Here is an 18,191-nt window from a genome sequence, read left to right on the forward strand (position 1 = left end):
CCCCGGGGTAAGCGTGCAGGTGGAGGAGGGGGAGTATGCGTGCGATGCGCAGGCCCGGCGCCTACAGCTGTGGCCTCGACGCCGCGCTGGACGTGATCGGCGGGAAGTGGAAGGTCGTCATCATCTGGGCCCTGGCGGAGCGGCCGCGCCGGTTCGGGGAGCTGCGCCGTCTGGTGGAGGGGGTCACCGAGAAGGTGCTCGCCGCCCACCTGCGCGAGCTGGAGGAGGACGGAATCGTCCACCGGGAGGACTTCGGCGAGATCCCGCCGCGTGTGGAGTACTCGCTGACCCCGGTGGGGCGGTCCCTCAACGCGGTCCTGGAACCGCTCGCGGACTGGGGGGACGAACACGTTCGCGGCGTCCTTCCCCACTGAGCGGACGCGGCCGGTCGGACGGTGGCCGGGGCGGCCCGGCGACGCCGGCCGGTATACACCATTCCGGGGGTATGGCGTGTCTTCGGCGGCCGCGCCATGGGAACATACGTGGCGTCAGGCGTCGACTCTCCCCCGGACGGACCCTCGCTCATGGGACAGCCCCCTCAACCGCCCCAACCGGGCCCACCGCCCCACCACGGTCCTTCGGGGCAGCCCCCCTTCCTGGGGAGTCCCGGGCAGCAGCCCCCGCACCAGCCCGGCCAGCCCGGATGGATCCCCCAGGCGGGTCAGCCCGGTCAGCCGGGGCAGCCTCCCTTCCCGGGGGGTCCGGGGAGACCCCGCCCTCCGCACGGGCACCCCGCACCGCAGGGCGGCCCCGGCCTTCCGGGACAGCTGGCGCCGCCGCAGCCCGCACGTCCGCCCCGCAGAGCCCTGACGGTGACCGCCGCGGCCCTCGTGACCCTGGTCGTCGCGGGCAGCCTCACCTGGACCGTGGTCCACTCCTTCTCCCCCTTCGGCTCCGTGGGCGTGAACCCCGCCCGGGGCCTGCCCGACGATCCGTGCGCGGTCGTCGGCGAGGAGGTCCTGGACGATCTCGACGCGGAACCCTCCTACTGGGACGTGAGTGAGTACGCCACCGGGTGCGGTTGGCGGACCTTGCTGAACGGCGAGGAGGAGGTGCCCCTGCACGTCGGCCACTCCGTGCCGCTGGCGGGTCCGGACGCCGAGCTGGTCGAGGAGATGACCGGCGAGGACGTCCCCAGGGACGCCGAGGAGCTGTACGAGGACGAGGTCGAGTCCGCCGGAGAGTTCGGTTACGAGAGCGAGGGGTCGACGGAGGTCGTCGACACCGAGGAGAAGGACCTCGACCTCGGGGACGAGAGCGCGCTCGTCCTGGCGGACATCGACTACGGGTACGGCCCCCCTCCCACCCAGCGGGTCACCGTCCTCGTCCGGGAGGGCGACGTCGTGGGCACGATCCGGGTGTCCCTGGCCAGCAGCGACGACCTCGACGCCGACGGCGCCGAGGAGCTGCTCGCCGACGTGGTCGCCGACGTGTTCGGCTGACCGGCCCTCCGTCACCCGCGTGGGGCTCCGCCCCCCGAACGACGCCCCAACGACAGGAGACCCCCGCCATGCAGCAAGGCCCCGCACCGTACCCCGCTCCCGCGCCCCCGCCTGCGGGGAGGGGCGGCACCGGGCGCATCGTGGGGATCACCGTGGCGGTGACCCTCGCGGCCTATGCCGTGGTGGCCGGGGCCGCGGGAGCGGTGTTTGCCCTGGGCGGGTCGGGCGCGGCCGCACCGGAGCCGGGGTTCGACGAGCTGCCCGGGGAACCGTGCGCCGCGGCGACGCGGTCGCAACTGGGCGCCGTCTCCGCCGCGCTGCCGAGGAAGGGGTACTACGAGGGCAGCGTCTCGTGTGACTGGGTCGCCGAGTTCTCGGACGGCACCAGGGGGCGTCTGGAGGTCACCTTCAGGCTGCCCCTCTCGGAGGGGGACTACGAGCCCGTCGCGGACGAGGGGGAGGCGGAGCGGTACTACGCCGGCGAGGCGCGGGAGCTGCTCGTCGAGCCCGGATCGGGGGACGGGTGGCGGGAGGTCGTCGATTCCGACGAGATCGACGACCTCGGTGACGAGGCGCTGGTCTCGCACCACGTCGGGGGAGGCGAGGGGGAGCGGCGCAGCGAGGCCAGGGTGCTGGTGCGCGTGGGAACCGTCCTCATCGAGGTCACGGCGGGCGAGACCTACGACGACGGCACCGGTGAGGCCGACTTCACCGATGACGAGGAGCTCCTCGTCGCCATCGCCGAGCGCGCGGTCGGCGTGCTGGAGGAGAGGGAGGCGTCGGAGTGACCCTCCGACGCACCCGGCGGCGTCGGTGCGCGGACCGGCCGCGCGGCGGTGGACCGCGGCGGGCGCCTCCGTCGGAGCACGCCTACCGTGACAGGGTGCTGACCAGCTCGGCCAGGCCGCCGCGCGCGGCCAGCGACCGGCCCACACCCACCCCGAGGGCGCCCGCGCGTACGTACTCGGGCGCGCTCGCCGCGTCCACGCCCCCGGTGGCCACCACGCGCAGCTCCGGGAACGGCCCGCGCAGGGCCGAGACCCAGCCCGGCCCCAGCAGGTCGGCGGGGAACGCCTTGACCGCGGTGACCCCGAGCCGCACCGCCTGACCGACCTCGGTCGGCGTGGCCACGCCCGGCAGGAACGGAACCCCCAGACGGACGGCCTCGGCGACGGTGTCGGCGTCCAGTCCCGGCGCCACGCCGAACCCCGCGCCCGCGTCGACCGCGCGGCGGAGCCGGTCGGGGGTGGTGAGGGTCCCGGCGCCGACGTCGAACCGGCCCTCGGCGGCCCGGACGACCGCCTCCAGGGCGGGCGGCCCCGACTCGCTCTCCAGTGTGACCTCGACCAGCCGCACACCGACCCGCCAGGCCTCCCGCGCGGCGGCGACCGCGTCGTCGGGGGAGGCGCCCCGCAGGATCAGCATCAGGGGGACGGGGGACAGGCCGTCGGCGAAGTAGTCGGCCCAGCCGGTGGTCGGGCGTTCCGGTTCCCCGCTGTCGTCGGGGGAGGCGGTGGACGTGCTGGTCATGGCTGACTCCAACCCAGTTCCTCGCTGATGTCGCGTGCGGTGGCGGTGAGGTCCGCGGTGAGGGCGAGCAGGCCCGGCCGGTCGAGGACCATGCTGGGCGCCGAGATCGAGATCGCCGCCGTCACCCTCCCGGAGGCGTCGAGGACGGGCGCGGCGACGCAGTGGATGAACTCCTCGTGCTCGAAGTCGTCGAGCGCCCACCCGCGCCCGGCGGTCAGGGCGAGCTCCTCGTCCAGCGCCGCCCGGTCCGTGCGGGTGTTGGGCGTGCACCGGGCGAACGGCGGGTCGCCGAGCAGGGTGTCGCGTTCGCGCTCGGGGAGGTGGGCGAGGATCGCCTTGCCGATCCCGGTGGCGTGCAGCGGGGCGAGCGCGCCGATGTGGGAGTACATCCGTACGGCGTGGCGTGACTCCACCTTGTCCAGGTACACCACGCGGTCGCCCTCCAGCGCGCCCAGGTGGATGGTCTGACCGCAGGCGGCGCCCAGCTCCCGGAGGTGCCGGGCGGCCAGGCCGCGTACGTCGAAGCCCTCCAACGCGGCGGCGGCGAGGGTGGCCATGCGGGGTCCCAGCTGGTACCTGCCGTCCTCGGTGCGGCGCACGAACCGCTGCTCCTCCAGGGTGCGCAGCAGCCGGAGCGAGGTCGTGCGGTGCACGTCCAGGCGGCGGCCGAGGTCGCTGATGGTGGTCGGTCCGTCGGCCAGCTCCACCAGGATGCGCATGGCGCGTTCGACGCTGTTGGACACCTCTGGTCCTCCCCCTCGGTTCGTCACTGCGGGCGCGGGCCCGGGCCAGGGCCGGAGCCAGTCTCGCAGGCGGCGGGGACGCGCGGTCGCACGGGCGGGATGTCCCCCGGGAGCCCGAGGACGACCCCGGCCAGCCGGGCGCCCTCGGCCAGGCAGTCCGGGATCGGAGCCCGGTCCAGCAACCGGGTGAGGAACCCGGCGGCGAAGGCGTCGCCGGCGCCGACGGGTTCGACGACCTCGACCCTGGGCGCGGCCTGGAACCAGGACCGCTCCCCCCGCACGGCGGTGGCGCCCCGGGCGCCCTGCTTGACGACGATCAGGTCGGGTCCGTGCGGTCCGGCGCCCCGCAGCAGGTCGCACAGTTCCGGTAGGCCGGCCACCCCCCACAGCGACTGGGCCTCGTCGAGGCCGCAGAAGACCACGTCGGCGCGTCGGGCGAGGTCGAGCAGGGTCGCGGCGTTGCGGTCGCCGTGCAGCGCGGGCCGGTAGTTCACGTCGAAGCTGCGCAGGGCGCCCTCGGGGGACCCGCCCAGCAGCTCGTCGACCAGACCGCGCGCGGAGGCGGACAGGGCCGCGGTGATCCCGGTGGTGTGGACCAGACGGGGGCGCAGCCGCCAGACCTCGGCGGCGTCCTCCCGGCTCAGGGCGGAGGCGGCCGATCCGCGGCGCCAGTAGCGCACGCGGGTGCCGTCGGGGCCCGGCTCCTTCATGTACAGGCCGGTGGGGCGTTCGGGGTCGGTGCGTACGACGCAGCGCACCCCGGCGGCGGCCAGGCGGTCGCGGATCCGCTGTCCGAAGGGGTCGTCGCCCAGGGCACTGCGCCAGGCCACCGACCGTCCCGAGCGGGCCAGGTGCACGGCGACGTTCGACTCCGCCCCGCCGATCTCCGCGCGGAACAGCGGCGCGGGGTCGGTGGAGTGTCCGTCGGCGGCGCTCCCGTCGGGGACGAGCAGCGCCATCGTCTCCCCCACGCACACGGCGTCCACCGGTCCGGCGTCGCTGTCCGGGCGGCTGACAGGGGAGTCCGCCCCGTTCCCGGTCCGTTGCCGCTCGTTCACCCACGACCTCCCGTTCGTCATCCGCGTCACACGGGGTGTTGACCCGCGGCACAGCCGAATGCTATTCCTGGCGATGGGAAATGCGCAACAGTGCTGCGCATAGTGCAACATCGAGGGGAATGGTTGGTGTGTGGGACCTGTTGCTGCGCGGTGGCCGCGTCATCGACCCCGCGTCGGGACGTGACGAGACCGCCGACGTCGCCGTGCGCGCCGGTCGGATCGCCGCCGTCGCCGCGGGGCTCCCCGAGGACCGGGCGGCGCTGACCGTCGACGCGTCCGACCGACTGGTCCTGCCGGGGCTGGTCGACGCGCACACGCACGTGTGGCACGGCGCCACCTACTGGGGGCTCGACCCCGAACCCCTGGCCTGGCGCACGGGTGTGACGACCTGGGTCGACGCCGGATCCGCGGGTGCCTACGCGATGGAGGGACTGCGCCGCGCCGTCGCCGACCCCTCGCCGTTGCGCGTGCACGCGCTGATCAACGTCTCCGGACTCGGACTCGTCGGCCGCACGGGGGAACACCACGTGCTGGAGAACCTCGACGTGGACGCCGCCGCCGCGGTCGCCGCCCAGCACGGCGACCTGGTCCGCGGCGTCAAGGCGCGCATCGACCGACACACCGTCGGCGAGCACGGCCTGGAGCCGCTGCGCCGGGCCGTCGAACTCGCCCGGCGGCTGGAACGCCCGCTCATGGTGCACATCGGCTACGGGCCGCCCGACCTCGCCGACATCGCCCCCCTCCTCACCGAGGGCGACATCCTCACCCACTGCGCCACGGGCGTGGCCACCGACCTCGTCGCCGGCGGCCGCCCCACGGACACCTTCCTGCGCCTGCGCGACTCCGGCGTGCTCTTCGACCTGGGACACGGCTCGGGCGCCTTCGACTTCGACGTCCTGGAAGCCGAACTGGCCGCCGGGATCGCACCGATCGTCTCCACCGACCTGCACATCCGCTCCGTCCACGGCCCCGCCTTCGACCTGCCGACCGTGATGGGCAAGGTCATGGCCGCCGGAACGGGGCTCGTCGAGACGGTGGCGGCCGCCACCGTGCGGCCCGCCCGCGCCCTGGGACTCGACACCGGGACCCTGGCGGTCGGGGCACGGGCCGACATCGCCGTCTTCGAGGCCGAGTACGGCCGCTTCCCCACCGTCGACGTGCACGGGGGCGTCCGTGAGTCCCCCCTCCGCCTGACCAACACCGCCACCTACGCCGCGGGTCGACTCCTGCCGCCGCGGGCCGCCGCCCCACCGCCGGTGTGGGTCCCCCTCAGCGAGGCCCAGCGAAGCGCCGAGGCCGACCGTCGTGACCGCGTCCGGACCTCCGTCCGGCACCTGGACCGGCCCGAGGACTTCGAGGAACCCTTCCCCCGCCCGGGCCGGGCGCCGGGGAACGGGCACCCGGACCGGACCCTCGGGGCCGGGGACACGTCCCCCGTGGAGGGAACGCGATGACCGTCCCCACGCCCGAGCACACGGCTCGGGACACCGTCCCGTCCCCGATCGCCGGAACGGGCCTGCCCGCCGCGCCACTGGCCGCCCTGGACACCGCCCCGGTCGAGGCGCGCTCCCTGCCGACCAGCCCGACCACGGCCGCCGCGGTCCGCGCGGCCGGACTCCGCCTGAGCGACCTGTGGCTGCCCGCCGTCACGCTCGACGAGGCCGCGCTGCGGCACAACCTGGACCGGTTCGCCCGCTGGTGCGCCGACCACGGCGCCGACCTCGCGCCGCACGGCAAGACCACCATGTCACCGCACCTGTGGTCGGCCCAGCTGGAGCGGGGAGCCTGGGGACTGACCGCCGCCACCGTCGCCCAGGCCCGCGTCATGCGCGCCCACGGGGCCCGCCGTGTCCTGGTCGCGAACGAGGTCGTCGAGACCGGGCAGCTCGCCTGGATCGCCTCGGCCCTGGCCGAGGAGGACTTCGAGCTCCTGTGTCTGGTGGACTCCGCCGTCGGGGTACGGATCATGGAGTCGGCGCTGACCGGTGCCGCGCGGCCCCTCCCGGTGCTCGTGGAGCTGGGCGTCGAGGGCGGGCGCACCGGGGCCCGGAGCGTGGCCGACGCGCTGGCCCTGGCCCGGATGGTCGCCGCCAGCCCGCGGCTGACGCTCGTCGGGGTCGAGGCGTTCGAGGGGGTGTTCCCGCAGCGCCGGGACGACGGCTCGCCCGCGCGGGTCCGCCGCTGGCTGGACGTCCTGCCCGACGTCGCGCGGCGCGCCGACGCCGAGGGTCTGTTCGCGGAGGCGGCCGAGGTGATCCTCACCGCGGGCGGCAGCAGCTACCCCGACCTGGTCGCCGACGCGCTGTCGGGGATGCCCGAGCTGTCCCGCCCGATCCGGCGGATCATCCGTTCGGGCTGCTACGTGACCCACGACGACCTGTTCATGGAGCGCGCCTCCCCGCTGCGCTCCGCCGCCGACGACGACCCGTTGCGCCCCGCGCTCACCTGCCACGCGCGGGTGCTCTCCCGGCCCGAGCCCGGGCGGGCCCTGGTGGGCGTCGGCAAACGCGACGTGTCCTTCGACATCGACCTCCCCGTCCCCCGGGCACTGGTGCGGGGGCGACGGCGGATCCCGCTCGACGACACGGCGCGCGTGGTCGCGCTCAACGACCACCACGCCTTCCTCGACGTCACCGGAACCGGCCCCGACACGCCGGACGTGGGGGACGTCGTCGAACTGGGGCTGTCCCACGCGTGCACGGTGTTCGACAAGTGGCCGCTGATCCCGGTGCTCGACGCCGACCACCGGGTCGTGGACGCCGTCCGCACGCTGTTCTGACCACGCCGGAGACCCGGTGTGTCGCACATCCAAGGAGAAGAACATGGCCAGCAGGAAGCAGATCGTCACCTCCCCGGACGCCGCGCCGCCCGGAGGGCCGTACTCGCAGGCGGTCGTCGCCGGTGACTTCGTCTACCTCGCGGGCGCCACCCCGCACCGCGCCGACCGTTCGCTGGTGGACGGGTCGTTCGAGGAGCAGGCCCGCGCGACCTTCGACAACCTCGTCACCGTGGCCGAGGCCGCCGGGTCGAGCCTGGCCGACGCCGTCCAGGCAAGGGTCTACCTGCGCGACCTGGACGACTTCCAGGCGATGAACGCGGTCTTCGCCGAGTACTTCGGGGACGAGCCCCCGGTACGCACCACCATCCAGGCGGATCTTCCCGGCTTCCTCATCGAGGTCGACGCGGTGCTGTACAAGCCCGCCGGATAGGCGGCGCCCTCCGCGCCACCGCTTCGCCTCGGTCCGCCCGGTGCGCGCACCGGGCGGACCCCACCCTCCCCACGCGCTCCCGACCCCGCATGGTCACCGAGCGTCATTCCCCCGTGACTTTTGGACGTGTGTCATGATCGAATCCCACATGGGCTACCTGGTGGCCCTGCTCGTCGCTGTCCTCCTCATGCTCGGTATCAGCTGGTGGGTGGCCCGGCGCACCAGCAGCGGCGAGGACTTCCTGCTCGCCGGGCGCAAGCTCAGCACCCCACTCGTGATGGGCAGCACCCTGGCCACCCTCGTCGGCACCGGGTCGAGCCTCGGCGCGGTGGGCTTCGCCTACCAGAACGGCTGGGCGGGCGCGCTGTACGGGGTCGGCGGGGCCCTCGGCGTCTTCCTGCTCCTGTGGCTCTTCGCGGACGTGCGCGAACACGGCTTCATGACCTTCGCCGAGGAGATGAGCTACTACTACGGCGCCAGCCGCGCGGTGAAGGGCGTCGTGGCCGTCCTGCTCTTCCTGGCCTCGGTCGGCTGGCTGGGCGCGCACATCATGGGCGGGGCGATGTACCTGTCCTTCCTCACCGGCATGGACGAGAACCTGGCCAAGGTGGTCATCGCCCTCGGCTTCGGCCTCTACACCGTGGTGGGCGGCTATCTGGCGGTGGTCGTCACCGACGCCATCCAGGGCACCATCCTCTTCCTCGGCTTCACCGTCCTCGCCGTGCTGGCCCTGGTGACCGTCGGCGGGTTCGACGGGCTGCGCGAGGGCACGGCCGACGAGGCCGCCTCCCTGCTGGGCGTCGAGGCCCTCGGCCCGCTGCCCGCGCTGTCGCTCGCGGTGGTCATCGCCGTCGGCGTGCTGGCCACCCCGTCCTACCGTCAGCGGATCTACTCCGCGGCCAACGTGCGGACCGTGCGCCGCAGCTTCCTCCTGGCCGGGGCGCTGTTCGCCGCCTTCTCCGTCCTCCCGGCCGTCGCCGGGATGTCGGCGCACACCCTCGCTCCCGGCCTGGAGAACCCGGACATGGCCTTCCCGTACCTGGCCACGACCCTGTTCCCGCTGTGGGTGGGCGCGTTCCTGCTGGTCGCCGGGTTGTCCGCGACGATGTCCTCCGGTGACTCCGACGCCATCGTCGGGGTCACCATCCTCATGCGCGACGTCTCCCAGGTGGTGACGGGGCGGCTGCCCAGGGCGGAGCGGCTGGTGGCCTACTCGCGGTGGGCTCTGGCCGCGGTGCTCCTGCTGGCCCTGGTGTTCGCGCTGTTGGCCACGACGATCATCGGCTACATCACCATGATGATCTCCACGGTGCTCACGGGCCTGCTGGTGGCCTCGCTCCTGGGCAAGTTCTGGCCGCGCGCCACCTGGCAGGGCGGGATCGCCGCGATGGCGGGCGGATCGGCGGCGGCCCTGGTCGTGAACAACGTCGACGCCTACAGCGGGTTCTGGGGCAACGCGGTGCTGCCGTCGCTGGCGGTCGCCCTGGTCGCGGGGGTGGTGGTCAGCCTGGTCACCCCGCGTACGCGGATCAGCCGCCAGGAGGCGCTGCGCCGCCTGGCGGAGGAACGCGCGACGCTGGACGTCGGAACCCGGGTACGCGGCGGGGAGCCCACCGGGCGGACCGCGGACTGAACCGGTGGGCGGGGCGGTCGGCCCCGATGTCAGGTCGAGGCCCCCGGGTGGGTCCGTGAACGGACGCGACCCACCGGAGACAGCTCCGGGGGCGGCCCGGCCGAGTCCACAGCCTGTGGGCGCGGCCGGCCCGCCGACCCCGACCTCAGGCGTCGAGGCGGCGGCGGGGGGACTCGATGCGGCCGAGGTACCGGTGGGTCCAGTCGCACACTCCGTCGACCGTCGCGCGCAGGGCCCACCCCGGTTCGGTGAGGGTGTACTCGACTCTCGGCGGCACGGTGGGGTGCCCCTCCCGCTCGACCAGACCGCTGCGCTCCGGCATGCGCAGGTTCTGGGTGAGCATCTTGTGGCTGATGCCCTCGACCCCGTTCCGCAACTCGCTGAAGCGCAGGGTCCGGTCGCCGAGGGTCTCGATGATCAGGACGCCCACTTGTCGGCGACGTCCGAGAAGATCGCCAGGGCCAGGGAGTCCGCGCGCCTGGGATCCGCGTCCGACGAGTCCTCGAACTGTGCGGTCACACCATGAGGTTCCCCAGTCACTGAAAAGTGCGTTCTTCCGTGTCGGCGAGCACGCTCCTACCGTTTCCGGGTAACCACAAGAGACCACGTGCGGCGGGTGCGGGACCGCCACACCGGACACGGAGAGAAGACGGTATGGCCGTCGCACCGGCGAACCCCGAGGAGTCGCCCCGGATCGACGCCTACCGGCAGGTGTCGATCGCCTCGGGGACGAGGCTGGTCTCCGTGGCCGGGCAGGTCGCCTGGGACGCCGAGGGGACCACGGTCGGCGAGGGCGACCCCGCCGCGTAGGTCGAGCGGTGCCACCCCAACATCGGTACGGCCCTGGCCGGGGTCGGCGGTTCCTTCGCCGACGTGGCGAAGCCGACCGTCCACGTCGTCGGCTGGACCCCGGACAGGATGCCGGAGCTCATGGCGGGGATCTCCCGGGCGGCCGCGGGACTGTGGGGGTCACCCCGGCCACGCTGCTGGGCGTCGCGGCCCTGGACGTCCCGGAGTACCTGGTCGAGATCGAGGCGACAGCCGTCCTCGACTGATCGGACCGCACCGGATCCGCGCTGGCCCCCTGCCCGACCCCGGACACGACGAAGGCCGGTCCCGTAGGACCGGCCTTCGTGCTGGTCGGGGTGGCGGGATTTGAACCCACGACCTCTTCGTCCCGAACGAAGCGCGCTGCCAAGCTGCGCTACACCCCGAAGCAACGCCCCCAAGTCTAGCGGACGTGTGGAGTGCTCGCGCACATCTTTTCCGGGCCCGACGGCGGGGCGGCTCAGTCTCCGGCGACGAGGTCCAGCAGCGCCGCCTCCGGGCGGCAGCAGAACCGCACCGGCGCATACGGCGACGTGCCCAGACCGCCGGACACGTGCAGCCACGCGTCGTCGTACCGGTGCAGCCCCCACGCCCGGCGTCGGTCGATCCCGCAGTTCGTGACGAGCGTCCCGTAGAAGGGCAGGCACAGCTGGCCGCCGTGTGTGTGGCCCGCGAGCAGCAACTGGTACCCGTCGGCGGCGAACCGGCTCAGGTTGGCCGGCTCCGGCGAGTGCAGCAGCCCCACCCGCACGTCCGCGTGCGGGTCCGCCGGACCGGCGACGGCCTCGTACCGGTCCAGCCCGATGTGCGAGTCGTGCACACCCGCCAACGCCACGTCCAGACCGCCCGCCTTGAGCGACCCCCGGTGGTTGTTCAGGTCCAACCAGCCCGACGCCGACATCGCCTCGCCCAGCTCACGCCAGGGCAGGTCCGGGCTCCGGCGCTCGGCGTAGTCGGACCGGCTCGTCCGCCACAGGTACCGCGCGGGGTTCTTCAGCCGAGGCGAGTACATGTCGTTCGACCCGAACACGAACGCCCCCGGCCGGTCCAGGAGCGGCCCCAGGGCGTCGACGAACGGCCCCACGGCGTCCCGGTGGGCCAGCGAGTCCCCCGTGTTGACCACCAGGTCCGGCTCGTACGCCGCCAGCCCCCGGATCCACTCGATGAGCATCCGCCGACCCGGGGTCAGGTGCGCGTCGGACAGGTGCAGGATCCGCAGCCGGTCGCTCCCCGGAGGAAGCAGCGGCAGCTCGTACCGCCGCAGTCGGAACCAGTTGCGTTCGATCACCGAGGCGTACCCCAGGCCCGCCACACCGATCGCGCCCGTCACGGCCGCCGCACGCCCGATCCGGCGCAGGACCCGCCGGTTGTCCGTTTCCATCGGCTCTCCTCCAGAGGTCGACTCGATCGTCTCAGATGCGCGGGGCGCGTGTTCACACATCGTTGGTTCGGCCGCGGGGCCCCGCCGTAGGATCGGTGCCATGTCCGAACTCAAAGACCGTCTCAAGAACGACCTGACCACCGCCATCAAGGCGCGTGACACGGTCCGCACCGGCACCCTGCGCATGGTCCTCGCCGCGATCTCGACCGAGGAGGCCGCCGGATCCAGCCAGCGTTCCCTCGACGACGACGAGATCATCAAGCTCCTCACCCGTGAGGCGAAGAAGCGCAAGGAGGCCGCGGAGGCGTTCGACAAGGGTGGACGGGCCGAGCAGGCCGCCGCGGAGCGTGCCGAGAGCGAGGTCATCTCCGAGTACCTGCCCGCGCAGCTCTCCGACGAGGAGCTCGCCCAGCTGATCTCCGCCGCCATCGCCGAGACCGGCGCCGAGGGCCCGCGCGCGATGGGCCAGGTCATGAAGGCGGTCAACCCCCGCATCGCGGGTCGGGCCGAGGGTTCCCGGGTGGCCGCCGAGGTCAAGCGTCAGCTGGCCTGACCCGCGACGAGGCGGGCGGGGGCGGCGCGCCACCCCCGCCCGTCGTTCACTCGTTCCGCTGCGGCGACGGGAACGGCGTCACCGGCTGCACCGGGAACCACGTCTCGTCGTCCGTCGGGCCGGTCGGGGTGAGGCCGCCCTGGCTCAGGAACACGTTCACCGTGGCGCCCTCCGGCAGGCGCGTGCCCGGATCCGGGTTGACCGCGGCCACCGTGCCCTCGGGCTGCGAGGAGCGGATCGGGTTGCCGGACACGTTCACCCGGTACCCGGCGTTCCGGAGGGCGGCCACCGCGGCGTCCTCCTCCATACCGATCACGTCGGGCACCCCGCCCTCGTCGGAGGCCGGGCTGGGCTCCTCGGTCTCCCTGGGCTGCCGGGGCGGCGCCGTGGAGCCGAACTGGGAGGGCGCGGGCGCCAGCTGCTCCACCGGCAGCCCCTCGTGGGCGGCCTGCATGGTGTCATGCCAGATCTGGCCCGGGATCGTCGCTCCGAAGACCACCGAGTAGTAGCGGTCGCCGATGGTGACGTTGGTCAGCGGGTACTGCTGCGGGCCACGCGGGTCGCCGACGAAGATGGCGCTGGCCATCTGGGGCGTGATCCCGGCGAACCAGGCCGCCGCCGAGTTGTCGGTGGTGCCGGTCTTGGCGCCCGCCGGGCGGCCGATGCCCAGACCGGTGGTGGTGCCGCCGTTGAAGGTCTGCGACAGCAGGAAGGCGACCCCGTCGGCCACGTCCTCGTCGAGTCGCCGCTCGCAGTCCGGCTCGAAGTCCATGGTCGTGTCGGCCTGCTTGTCCACGATCCGGGTGATGGCCTGCGGCTCGCAGTAGATCCCGCCCGAGGCGAAGGTCGCGTAGGCGTTGGCGACGCGCAGCGGCGAGACCTCCTCACTGCCCAGCGTGAAGCTGCTGTTGGCCAGGGTGTTCTGGTTCTCCGTGAACAGCGTGCCGTCGGCCCGCCGCAGGCCGAGGTTCTCCGCCATCTCGATCACGTCGCACAGCCCCACCCGCTTCTGGAGTTGGGCGAAGTAGGTGTTGGACGAGGCACGGGTCCCCGTGACCATGTTGTGCACACCGTCGTTGCTGTCCCCGAAGTTCGACACCCTCCACGGCTGGAGGGTGCCGCCGTTGCAGGACCGCTGCCCGCTCACCGTCAGGCTGCCCGGCGCGGGGAAGGAGGTGTTGAACGGCAACCCCTCGTCCAGGGCCGCGGCCAGCGTGATCGGCTTGAACGTCGACCCGGCCTGGAATCCGGTGCTTCCGCCCCGGTCGAAGTCGGTGGCGAAGTTGATGGAGGTCTCGCCGAGCTTGCTCTCGTCCGGGCCGTAGTTGCGGCTCTGCATCATGCCGAGGATGTGGCCGGTGCCCGGCTCGATGATGGCCTGCGCGGCGACCTTGCGGGACTCGTTCTCCCTGGGCACCCACTCGTCCACGGCCGCCTGGCCCGCCTCCTGCGCCTGCGGGTCCAGGGTGGTGTGGATCTCCAGGCCGGCGGTGCGCAGCCAACGCGCCCGCTCGGTCTCGTCGGAACCGAAGCGCTCGTCCGCCTCGATCTCCCGGATCACGTAGTCGCAGAAGAAGGGCTGGTCACTGGGGACGCAGCCGTTGGGTTCGGTGTCCAGGTCGAGGTCCATGCCGATCTGCTTGGCCTCGTCCGCCTCCTCCTGGGTGATCGCCCCGGTGGCGACCATGCGGTCGAGCACGACGTTGCGCCGCTCGATGGTCTGCTCGGGGTAGAAGCGCGGGTTGTAGAGGTAGGGGTAGCGCACGAGCCCCGCGATGGTGGCGGCCTGGTGCAGCTCCAGCTCGCTCGCGGACACGTGGAAGAAGTGCTGGGCCGCCGACTCGACGCCGTAGGCGCCGTCGCTGAAGTAGGCGATGTTGAGGTAGCCCTCGAGGATCTCGTCCTTGGTCATCCGCTGCTCCAGGGCCACGGCGTAGCGCAGCTCCCGGATCTTGCGGGCGATGGTCGTCTCACGGGCCTGCTCCAGCTCCTCCTGGGAGGTGGCGGCCTCGATCTGGACGTTCTTCACGTACTGCTGGGTGATGGAGGACGCGCCCTCGACGTCGCCGTTGAGGGTGCGGACGGCCGCGCGGAGGGTTCCGGAGACGTCGATACCGCCGTGCTCGTAGAAGCTCGCGTCCTCGATGGCGAGGATCGCGTCGATCATGACCGGGGAGACGTCCTCGAGCTCGACCAGCTCACGGTTCTGGTCGAAGACCTCCGCGATGACGTTGCCCTCGCTGTCGTAGATCGTGGAACGTTGGGGAGGGGGCGGTGTCTCCAGGTTGCTCGGCATGTCGAGGAAGCCGCTGGCGACGTTCCTCGCCGTGATGCCGAGGCCCCCGAGTGCCGGGAGGGCCAGCGCCGCGACGAGGAGACCCGCGATGGCGCCGACGACGACGAGTTGACCGATTCTCTGAAGCAATGTCCCCTGACCCACCCCATCAGACTAAGTGACCACGAACGCTCGAACAGGTGTGATGTGGAACGGAGGGTGCGTAGCCGTGTCGAATCGCCCGCCGGGGGACCGGGCGACGCCTCCGGATCATCTTGTCACGCCTCACGCCCCCGAACGGGGGAACGGTTCGCCCTCCCGGGCCCCGGCCCCGGGGGCCCGCGCCCCCTCCGTACGGTGTGGCTCGAGCGGGCCTCACGAACTGGGACGCGATGCGGGGAGGCGGGGTTCGCGTCCCCGGGTGTCCGGTTTCATACGATCAGGTAACGGCGGGGGCGCGATGCCGTTCGCGTCGTCCGCCCCACCCGGTGACCGGAGTCCACCCCGGCCCGCCGGTCCCCCGGGTCACCCGTCCGCGAGCGCCGCCCCGACGGTCCGCAGCCCCGCCAGGTCGTGCACGTCCTCCGGGAGCGCGGCCACCTCGGCCACCCGGATTCCGCGGTGGTGGGACAGCATGCGGTCGCGCAGCCGGGTCTCGTGCTCGCGGGCGCGGACCCGTTCCGCGTGCAGCCGCAGCGCCGCCGACGCCAGCGGGTGCGCGCCCGTCTCGCGCAGGGCCGCCTGCGCCCTGACCGCCTCCGCCGCCGTCAGGCGCGCCCCCGCCCCGTCCGGCAGCGGGTGGGCGCGGTTGACCACCAGACCCGCCAACGGCATCCCGTCGGCGGCCAGCCGGTCGACGAAGTAGGAGGCCTCGCGCAGGGCGTCCGTGTCGGGCACCGTCACCACCACGAACGCCGTCCCCGGCGCCTGGAGCAACCGGTAGGTCCGCTCCGCCCGCGCCTGGAAGCCGCCGAAGACGGTGTCGAAGGCCGAGACGAACGAGCGCAGGTCGCTCAGGAGCTGGGCGCCCACCACCTTGTTCACGGCGGAGGTCACCAGGTTGACGCCGGCGCCCAGGAGCCGGAACGCGCCCGTGCTCGCCGGCGCGCTGAGGAACCTGATCAGCCTGCCGTCCAGGAACCGCCCCAACCGCTTGGGCGCGTCCAGGAAGTCGAGCGCCGACCGGCTGGGCGGCGTGTCCACCACGATCAGGTCCCACTCGCCCGACTGGCGGAGCTGCCCCAGCTTCTCCATCGCCATGTACTCCTGCGTTCCGGAGAAGCTGGTGGAGAGCGTCTGGTAGAAGGGGTTGGCCAGGATCTGGCGCGCGCGCTCGGGGTCGGCGTGCTCCTCGACGACCTCGTCGAACGTCCGCTTCATGTCGAGCATCATCGCGTGCAGACCGCCCCGTGCCCCCTCGGGGAGCGGAACCGGGCTCGGGGTGTTGTCCAGGGACTCCAGGCCCAGGGACTGGGCCAGTCGCCGGGCCGGGTCCACGGTGATCACCACCGCCCGCCGCCCCCGTTCGGCCGCGCGCAGTCCCAGGGCGGCGGCCGTCGTGGTCTTCCCGACGCCACCCGCGCCGCAGCACACGACGATCCGGGTCTCGGGGGAGTCGATGAGCGCGTCCACGTCCAGGCGGGGCGCCGAGGGTGCGTTCGTCGCGGTCACCGGTCCATCCCCTGTTCGGCCAGAGTGTCCGCCAACCCGTCCAGCGCCGAGCGGTCCACGCCGCCCTCCAGGCGGGGCAGTTCCACCACGGGCCGTCCCGGGGCCGTCAACCGGGCGCGCGTCCGGCGCTCCAGCAGCACCCGCAGCGCGTGCGCCCGGACCTCGTCGGACAGCGCCGCCGCCAGGTCGTCGGCGTCGGACAGCCCGGCCGCCTTCAGCCCGGAGACGAGCTCCGTCCCGTCCAGCTCGCCGTTGGCGGCGGCGACCAGGTCGTCCTCCCCGAGCAGGGGCGGGCGCGCCATGTTGACGACCACCGATCCCACGCACAACCCCAGGGCCTCGATCTCGGCGATCCCGTCCAGGGTCTCCTGGGCGGGCATCTCCTCCAGCAGGGTCACGAAGTGAACCCGGGTCTGGGGGGAGCGGATGACCGACATGACCCTGTCGGCGTGGTCGCGGACCGGACCCACCCGGGCCAGCCCGGCCACCTCCGAGTTGACGTTGAGGAACCGGCCGATCCTGCCGGTGGGGGGTGCGTCCATGACGACGGCGTCGTAGTGGAAGGGCGCGGAGGAGGCGTCCGAGGCCCGACGGCGCGCGCCGACGCGGCGGCGGACGGCCTCGGTGGCCTTGCCGGTCAGCAGGACGTCGCGCAGTCCGGGGGCGATCGTGGTCGCGAAGTCGACGGCGCCCAGCCGGTTCAGCGCCTGCCCGGCGCGCCGCATCCCGTAGAACAGCTCCAGGTACTCCAGCAGCGCGGATTCGGCGTCGGCCGCCAGGACGCACACCCGGCCACCGCCCGGCAGGGGGATCAGCTCCCGCTCCTCGTACGGCAGCGCGGGGCACCCGAGGAGGGTGGCAACCCCCTGTCGCCCCTCGACCTCGACCAAGAGGACACGGCCGCCGCGCGAGGCCAGGGCCATGGCCAGCGCCGTGGCCACCGTGGTCTTACCCGTCCCGCCCTTGCCGGTGACGATGTGCAGTCGCGCTCCGGCGCGGGACCGTCGAGGGCTCCCCGGTCCGAACTCAGCCTCGCTCACCCCACGGAGTCTACGTCCGGGGCGACCCCGGTGGCCGGACACGGCTGGGGGAACCGTGTCGGGGCGTCGGCGGTGGACACGGGGGATCCGCCGGGTGAGTAAGGTGGCGGCGTTGACGTGCGGCCCCGCCACTGCCCGGCGGGCCGCCGGTTCCGGATGGGGGAGTACATCATGAGCAAGTGGGAGTACCAGACGGTGGCTCTGCTGTCGCACGCCACCAAGCAGATCCTGGACAACTGGGGCGCGGACGGGTGGGAGCTCGTCTCCGTCGTGCCCGCCCCGCTTCCGGAGGGCACCGACCCGCGCAACCAGCAGTACGTCGCCTACATGAAGCGAGAGCTCTGATGCCCGCCACCCCCGAGGAGCGCATCGCCGACCTCGGGCTGACCATCCCCGAGGTCGTGCCCCCGGTCGCCTCGTACACGCCGACGGTCCGCTCCGGCGACCACGTGTACGTGTCCGGTCAGCTGCCCTTCGAGGACGGCGTGCTGCCCGCCACGGGCAAGGTCGGCGCGCAGGTCACCGCGGAGGCCGCCCAGGAGCTGGCCGCGCGCTGCGCGCTCAACGGCATCGCCGCGGTCCGTGCCGAGATCGGTGACCTGTCCAGGGTGGTCCGCGTCGTGAAGCTGACCGGGTTCGTGGCGTGCACGCCGGACTTCACCGGTCAGCCCGGCGTGATCAACGGCGCCAGCGACCTGGTCGGCCGGGTCTTCGGCGACGCCGGGGTGCACGCGCGCAGCGCCGTCGGGGTGACCGCGCTGCCGCTGGACGCGCCGGTCGAGCTGGAGATGATCGTCGAGGTCCGCTGACCGGGCGGTCCGGCGGGGC

The 18,191-nt window shown here is 73.3% G+C and carries 19 protein-coding genes and 1 tRNA gene; 11 read left to right on the forward strand and 9 right to left on the reverse strand.

The annotated features are described in order from the left end of the window. The first annotated feature begins 35 nt into the window (after positions 1-35). From DVR05_RS22935 to DVR05_RS22945, 3 genes are all read left to right on the forward strand, one after another. Complete coding sequence (locus tag DVR05_RS22935) at positions 36-374, forward strand: helix-turn-helix domain-containing protein (RefSeq protein WP_116247978.1); 339 nt, start codon at positions 36-38, stop codon at positions 372-374. Positions 375-812: 438 nt separating this feature from the next. Beyond that, on the forward strand, positions 813-1,442 hold the full coding sequence (locus DVR05_RS22940; protein WP_232832274.1) for a hypothetical protein: 630 nt from the start codon (positions 813-815) through the stop codon (positions 1,440-1,442). Positions 1,443-1,510: 68 nt separating this feature from the next. Beyond that, entirely contained in the window at positions 1,511-2,230 is a 720-nt protein-coding gene (locus DVR05_RS22945; protein WP_116247980.1) for a hypothetical protein, read from the forward strand. A gap of 82 nt (positions 2,231-2,312) precedes the next feature. Here DVR05_RS22945 and DVR05_RS22950 read toward each other — a convergent pair whose 3' ends face one another. From DVR05_RS22950 to DVR05_RS22960, 3 genes are read right to left on the reverse strand one after another with little or no spacing between them, the layout of a single operon-like run. Continuing rightward, positions 2,313-2,972 carry a bifunctional 4-hydroxy-2-oxoglutarate aldolase/2-dehydro-3-deoxy-phosphogluconate aldolase gene (locus DVR05_RS22950; RefSeq protein ID WP_116247981.1) on the reverse strand — a complete coding sequence of 220 codons (660 nt, stop codon included), beginning with the start codon at positions 2,970-2,972 and terminating at the stop codon, positions 2,313-2,315. Continuing rightward, positions 2,969-3,715 carry an IclR family transcriptional regulator gene (locus tag DVR05_RS22955; protein WP_116247982.1) on the reverse strand — a complete coding sequence of 249 codons (747 nt, stop codon included), beginning with the start codon at positions 3,713-3,715 and terminating at the stop codon, positions 2,969-2,971. Before DVR05_RS22955 ends, DVR05_RS22950 begins: the two co-directional genes overlap by 4 nt. 23 nt (positions 3,716-3,738) lie before the next feature. After that, positions 3,739-4,701 (reverse strand): sugar kinase, encoded by a 963-nt coding sequence (locus DVR05_RS22960; protein WP_255423109.1) that lies wholly within the window; start codon positions 4,699-4,701, stop codon positions 3,739-3,741. A 200-nt stretch (positions 4,702-4,901) separates the two neighbouring features. On the opposite strand from DVR05_RS22960, the gene DVR05_RS22965 reads away from it, so the two are divergent. From DVR05_RS22965 to DVR05_RS22980, 4 genes are all read left to right on the forward strand, one after another. After that, entirely contained in the window at positions 4,902-6,227 is a 1,326-nt protein-coding gene (locus DVR05_RS22965; protein WP_116247983.1) for an amidohydrolase family protein, read from the forward strand. After that, positions 6,224-7,552 (forward strand): alanine racemase, encoded by a 1,329-nt coding sequence (locus DVR05_RS22970; RefSeq protein ID WP_116247984.1) that lies wholly within the window; start codon positions 6,224-6,226, stop codon positions 7,550-7,552. Before DVR05_RS22965 ends, DVR05_RS22970 begins: the two co-directional genes overlap by 4 nt. Before the next feature lie 43 nt (positions 7,553-7,595). After that, positions 7,596-7,982 carry a RidA family protein gene (locus DVR05_RS22975; RefSeq protein WP_116247985.1) on the forward strand — a complete coding sequence of 129 codons (387 nt, stop codon included), beginning with the start codon at positions 7,596-7,598 and terminating at the stop codon, positions 7,980-7,982. A gap of 133 nt (positions 7,983-8,115) precedes the next feature. After that, positions 8,116-9,615 (forward strand): sodium:solute symporter family protein, encoded by a 1,500-nt coding sequence (locus DVR05_RS22980; protein WP_116247986.1) that lies wholly within the window; start codon positions 8,116-8,118, stop codon positions 9,613-9,615. A gap of 145 nt (positions 9,616-9,760) precedes the next feature. Here DVR05_RS22980 and DVR05_RS22985 read toward each other — a convergent pair whose 3' ends face one another. Next, on the reverse strand, positions 9,761-10,045 hold the full coding sequence (locus tag DVR05_RS22985; RefSeq protein ID WP_232832275.1) for a helix-turn-helix domain-containing protein: 285 nt from the start codon (positions 10,043-10,045) through the stop codon (positions 9,761-9,763). Between the two features lie 224 nt (positions 10,046-10,269). Between DVR05_RS22985 and DVR05_RS28020 the strand changes: the two genes are divergently transcribed. Continuing rightward, complete coding sequence (locus DVR05_RS28020) at positions 10,270-10,425, forward strand: hypothetical protein (RefSeq protein WP_232832276.1); 156 nt, start codon at positions 10,270-10,272, stop codon at positions 10,423-10,425. Between the two features lie 327 nt (positions 10,426-10,752). Here the strand turns inward: DVR05_RS28020 and DVR05_RS22995 are convergent. Both DVR05_RS22995 and DVR05_RS23000 read right to left on the reverse strand, forming a co-directional pair. After that, positions 10,753-10,829: transfer RNA gene (locus DVR05_RS22995), tRNA-Pro, on the reverse strand. Positions 10,830-10,903: 74 nt separating this feature from the next. Beyond that, positions 10,904-11,824 (reverse strand): metallophosphoesterase, encoded by a 921-nt coding sequence (locus DVR05_RS23000; protein WP_116247987.1) that lies wholly within the window; start codon positions 11,822-11,824, stop codon positions 10,904-10,906. A 100-nt stretch (positions 11,825-11,924) separates the two neighbouring features. Between DVR05_RS23000 and DVR05_RS23005 the strand changes: the two genes are divergently transcribed. Beyond that, positions 11,925-12,377 carry a GatB/YqeY domain-containing protein gene (locus DVR05_RS23005; protein WP_116247988.1) on the forward strand — a complete coding sequence of 151 codons (453 nt, stop codon included), beginning with the start codon at positions 11,925-11,927 and terminating at the stop codon, positions 12,375-12,377. Between the two features lie 46 nt (positions 12,378-12,423). On the opposite strand, the gene DVR05_RS23010 is transcribed toward DVR05_RS23005, so the two are convergent. From DVR05_RS23010 to DVR05_RS23020, 3 genes are all read right to left on the reverse strand, one after another. Beyond that, complete coding sequence (locus DVR05_RS23010) at positions 12,424-14,802, reverse strand: penicillin-binding protein (RefSeq protein ID WP_116247989.1); 2,379 nt, start codon at positions 14,800-14,802, stop codon at positions 12,424-12,426. Between the two features lie 375 nt (positions 14,803-15,177). Next, the gene (locus DVR05_RS23015) at positions 15,178-16,323 is read right to left on the reverse strand and encodes an ArsA family ATPase (protein ID WP_116247990.1); all 1,146 of its coding nucleotides are present in this window, start codon (positions 16,321-16,323) and stop codon (positions 15,178-15,180) included. Continuing rightward, positions 16,320-17,363, reverse strand: coding sequence for an ArsA-related P-loop ATPase (locus DVR05_RS23020; protein ID WP_116247991.1), 1,044 nt, complete (start codon positions 17,361-17,363; stop codon positions 16,320-16,322). Before DVR05_RS23020 ends, DVR05_RS23015 begins: the two co-directional genes overlap by 4 nt. A 171-nt stretch (positions 17,364-17,534) precedes the next feature. Between DVR05_RS23020 and DVR05_RS23025 the strand changes: the two genes are divergently transcribed. Both DVR05_RS23025 and DVR05_RS23030 read left to right on the forward strand, forming a co-directional pair. Next, entirely contained in the window at positions 17,535-17,708 is a 174-nt protein-coding gene (locus tag DVR05_RS23025) for a DUF4177 domain-containing protein (protein ID WP_013156298.1), read from the forward strand. Then, positions 17,708-18,172: a RidA family protein gene (locus DVR05_RS23030; RefSeq protein WP_116247992.1), complete on the forward strand. Its 465-nt coding sequence runs from the start codon at positions 17,708-17,710 to the stop codon at positions 18,170-18,172. The genes DVR05_RS23025 and DVR05_RS23030 overlap by 1 nt, the downstream gene beginning before the upstream one ends. Positions 18,173-18,191 lie beyond the last annotated feature (19 nt).

Origin of the sequence: Nocardiopsis sp. FIRDI 009, assembly GCF_003386285.1 — a bacterium.
GTDB lineage: Bacteria > Actinomycetota > Actinomycetes > Streptosporangiales > Streptosporangiaceae > Nocardiopsis.

Excerpts from the sequence above, each read along its gene's own strand:
- DVR05_RS23000 (WP_116247987.1), bottom strand. The coding sequence starts at position 11,824 with ATGGAAACGGACAACCGGCGGGTCCTGCGCCGGATCGGGCGTGCGGCG.
- DVR05_RS23005 (WP_116247988.1), top strand. The coding sequence starts at position 11,925 with ATGTCCGAACTCAAAGACCGTCTCAAGAACGACCTGACCACCGCCATC.
- DVR05_RS22945 (WP_116247980.1), top strand. The coding sequence starts at position 1,511 with ATGCAGCAAGGCCCCGCACCGTACCCCGCTCCCGCGCCCCCGCCTGCG.
- DVR05_RS22980 (WP_116247986.1), top strand. The coding sequence starts at position 8,116 with ATGATCGAATCCCACATGGGCTACCTGGTGGCCCTGCTCGTCGCTGTC.
- DVR05_RS23030 (WP_116247992.1), top strand. The coding sequence starts at position 17,708 with ATGCCCGCCACCCCCGAGGAGCGCATCGCCGACCTCGGGCTGACCATC.
- DVR05_RS22935 (WP_116247978.1), top strand. The coding sequence starts at position 36 with ATGCGTGCGATGCGCAGGCCCGGCGCCTACAGCTGTGGCCTCGACGCC.
- DVR05_RS28020 (WP_232832276.1), top strand. The coding sequence starts at position 10,270 with ATGGCCGTCGCACCGGCGAACCCCGAGGAGTCGCCCCGGATCGACGCC.
- DVR05_RS22975 (WP_116247985.1), top strand. The coding sequence starts at position 7,596 with ATGGCCAGCAGGAAGCAGATCGTCACCTCCCCGGACGCCGCGCCGCCC.
- DVR05_RS23025 (WP_013156298.1), top strand. The coding sequence starts at position 17,535 with ATGAGCAAGTGGGAGTACCAGACGGTGGCTCTGCTGTCGCACGCCACC.
- DVR05_RS22950 (WP_116247981.1), bottom strand. The coding sequence starts at position 2,972 with ATGACCAGCACGTCCACCGCCTCCCCCGACGACAGCGGGGAACCGGAA.
- DVR05_RS22970 (WP_116247984.1), top strand. The coding sequence starts at position 6,224 with ATGACCGTCCCCACGCCCGAGCACACGGCTCGGGACACCGTCCCGTCC.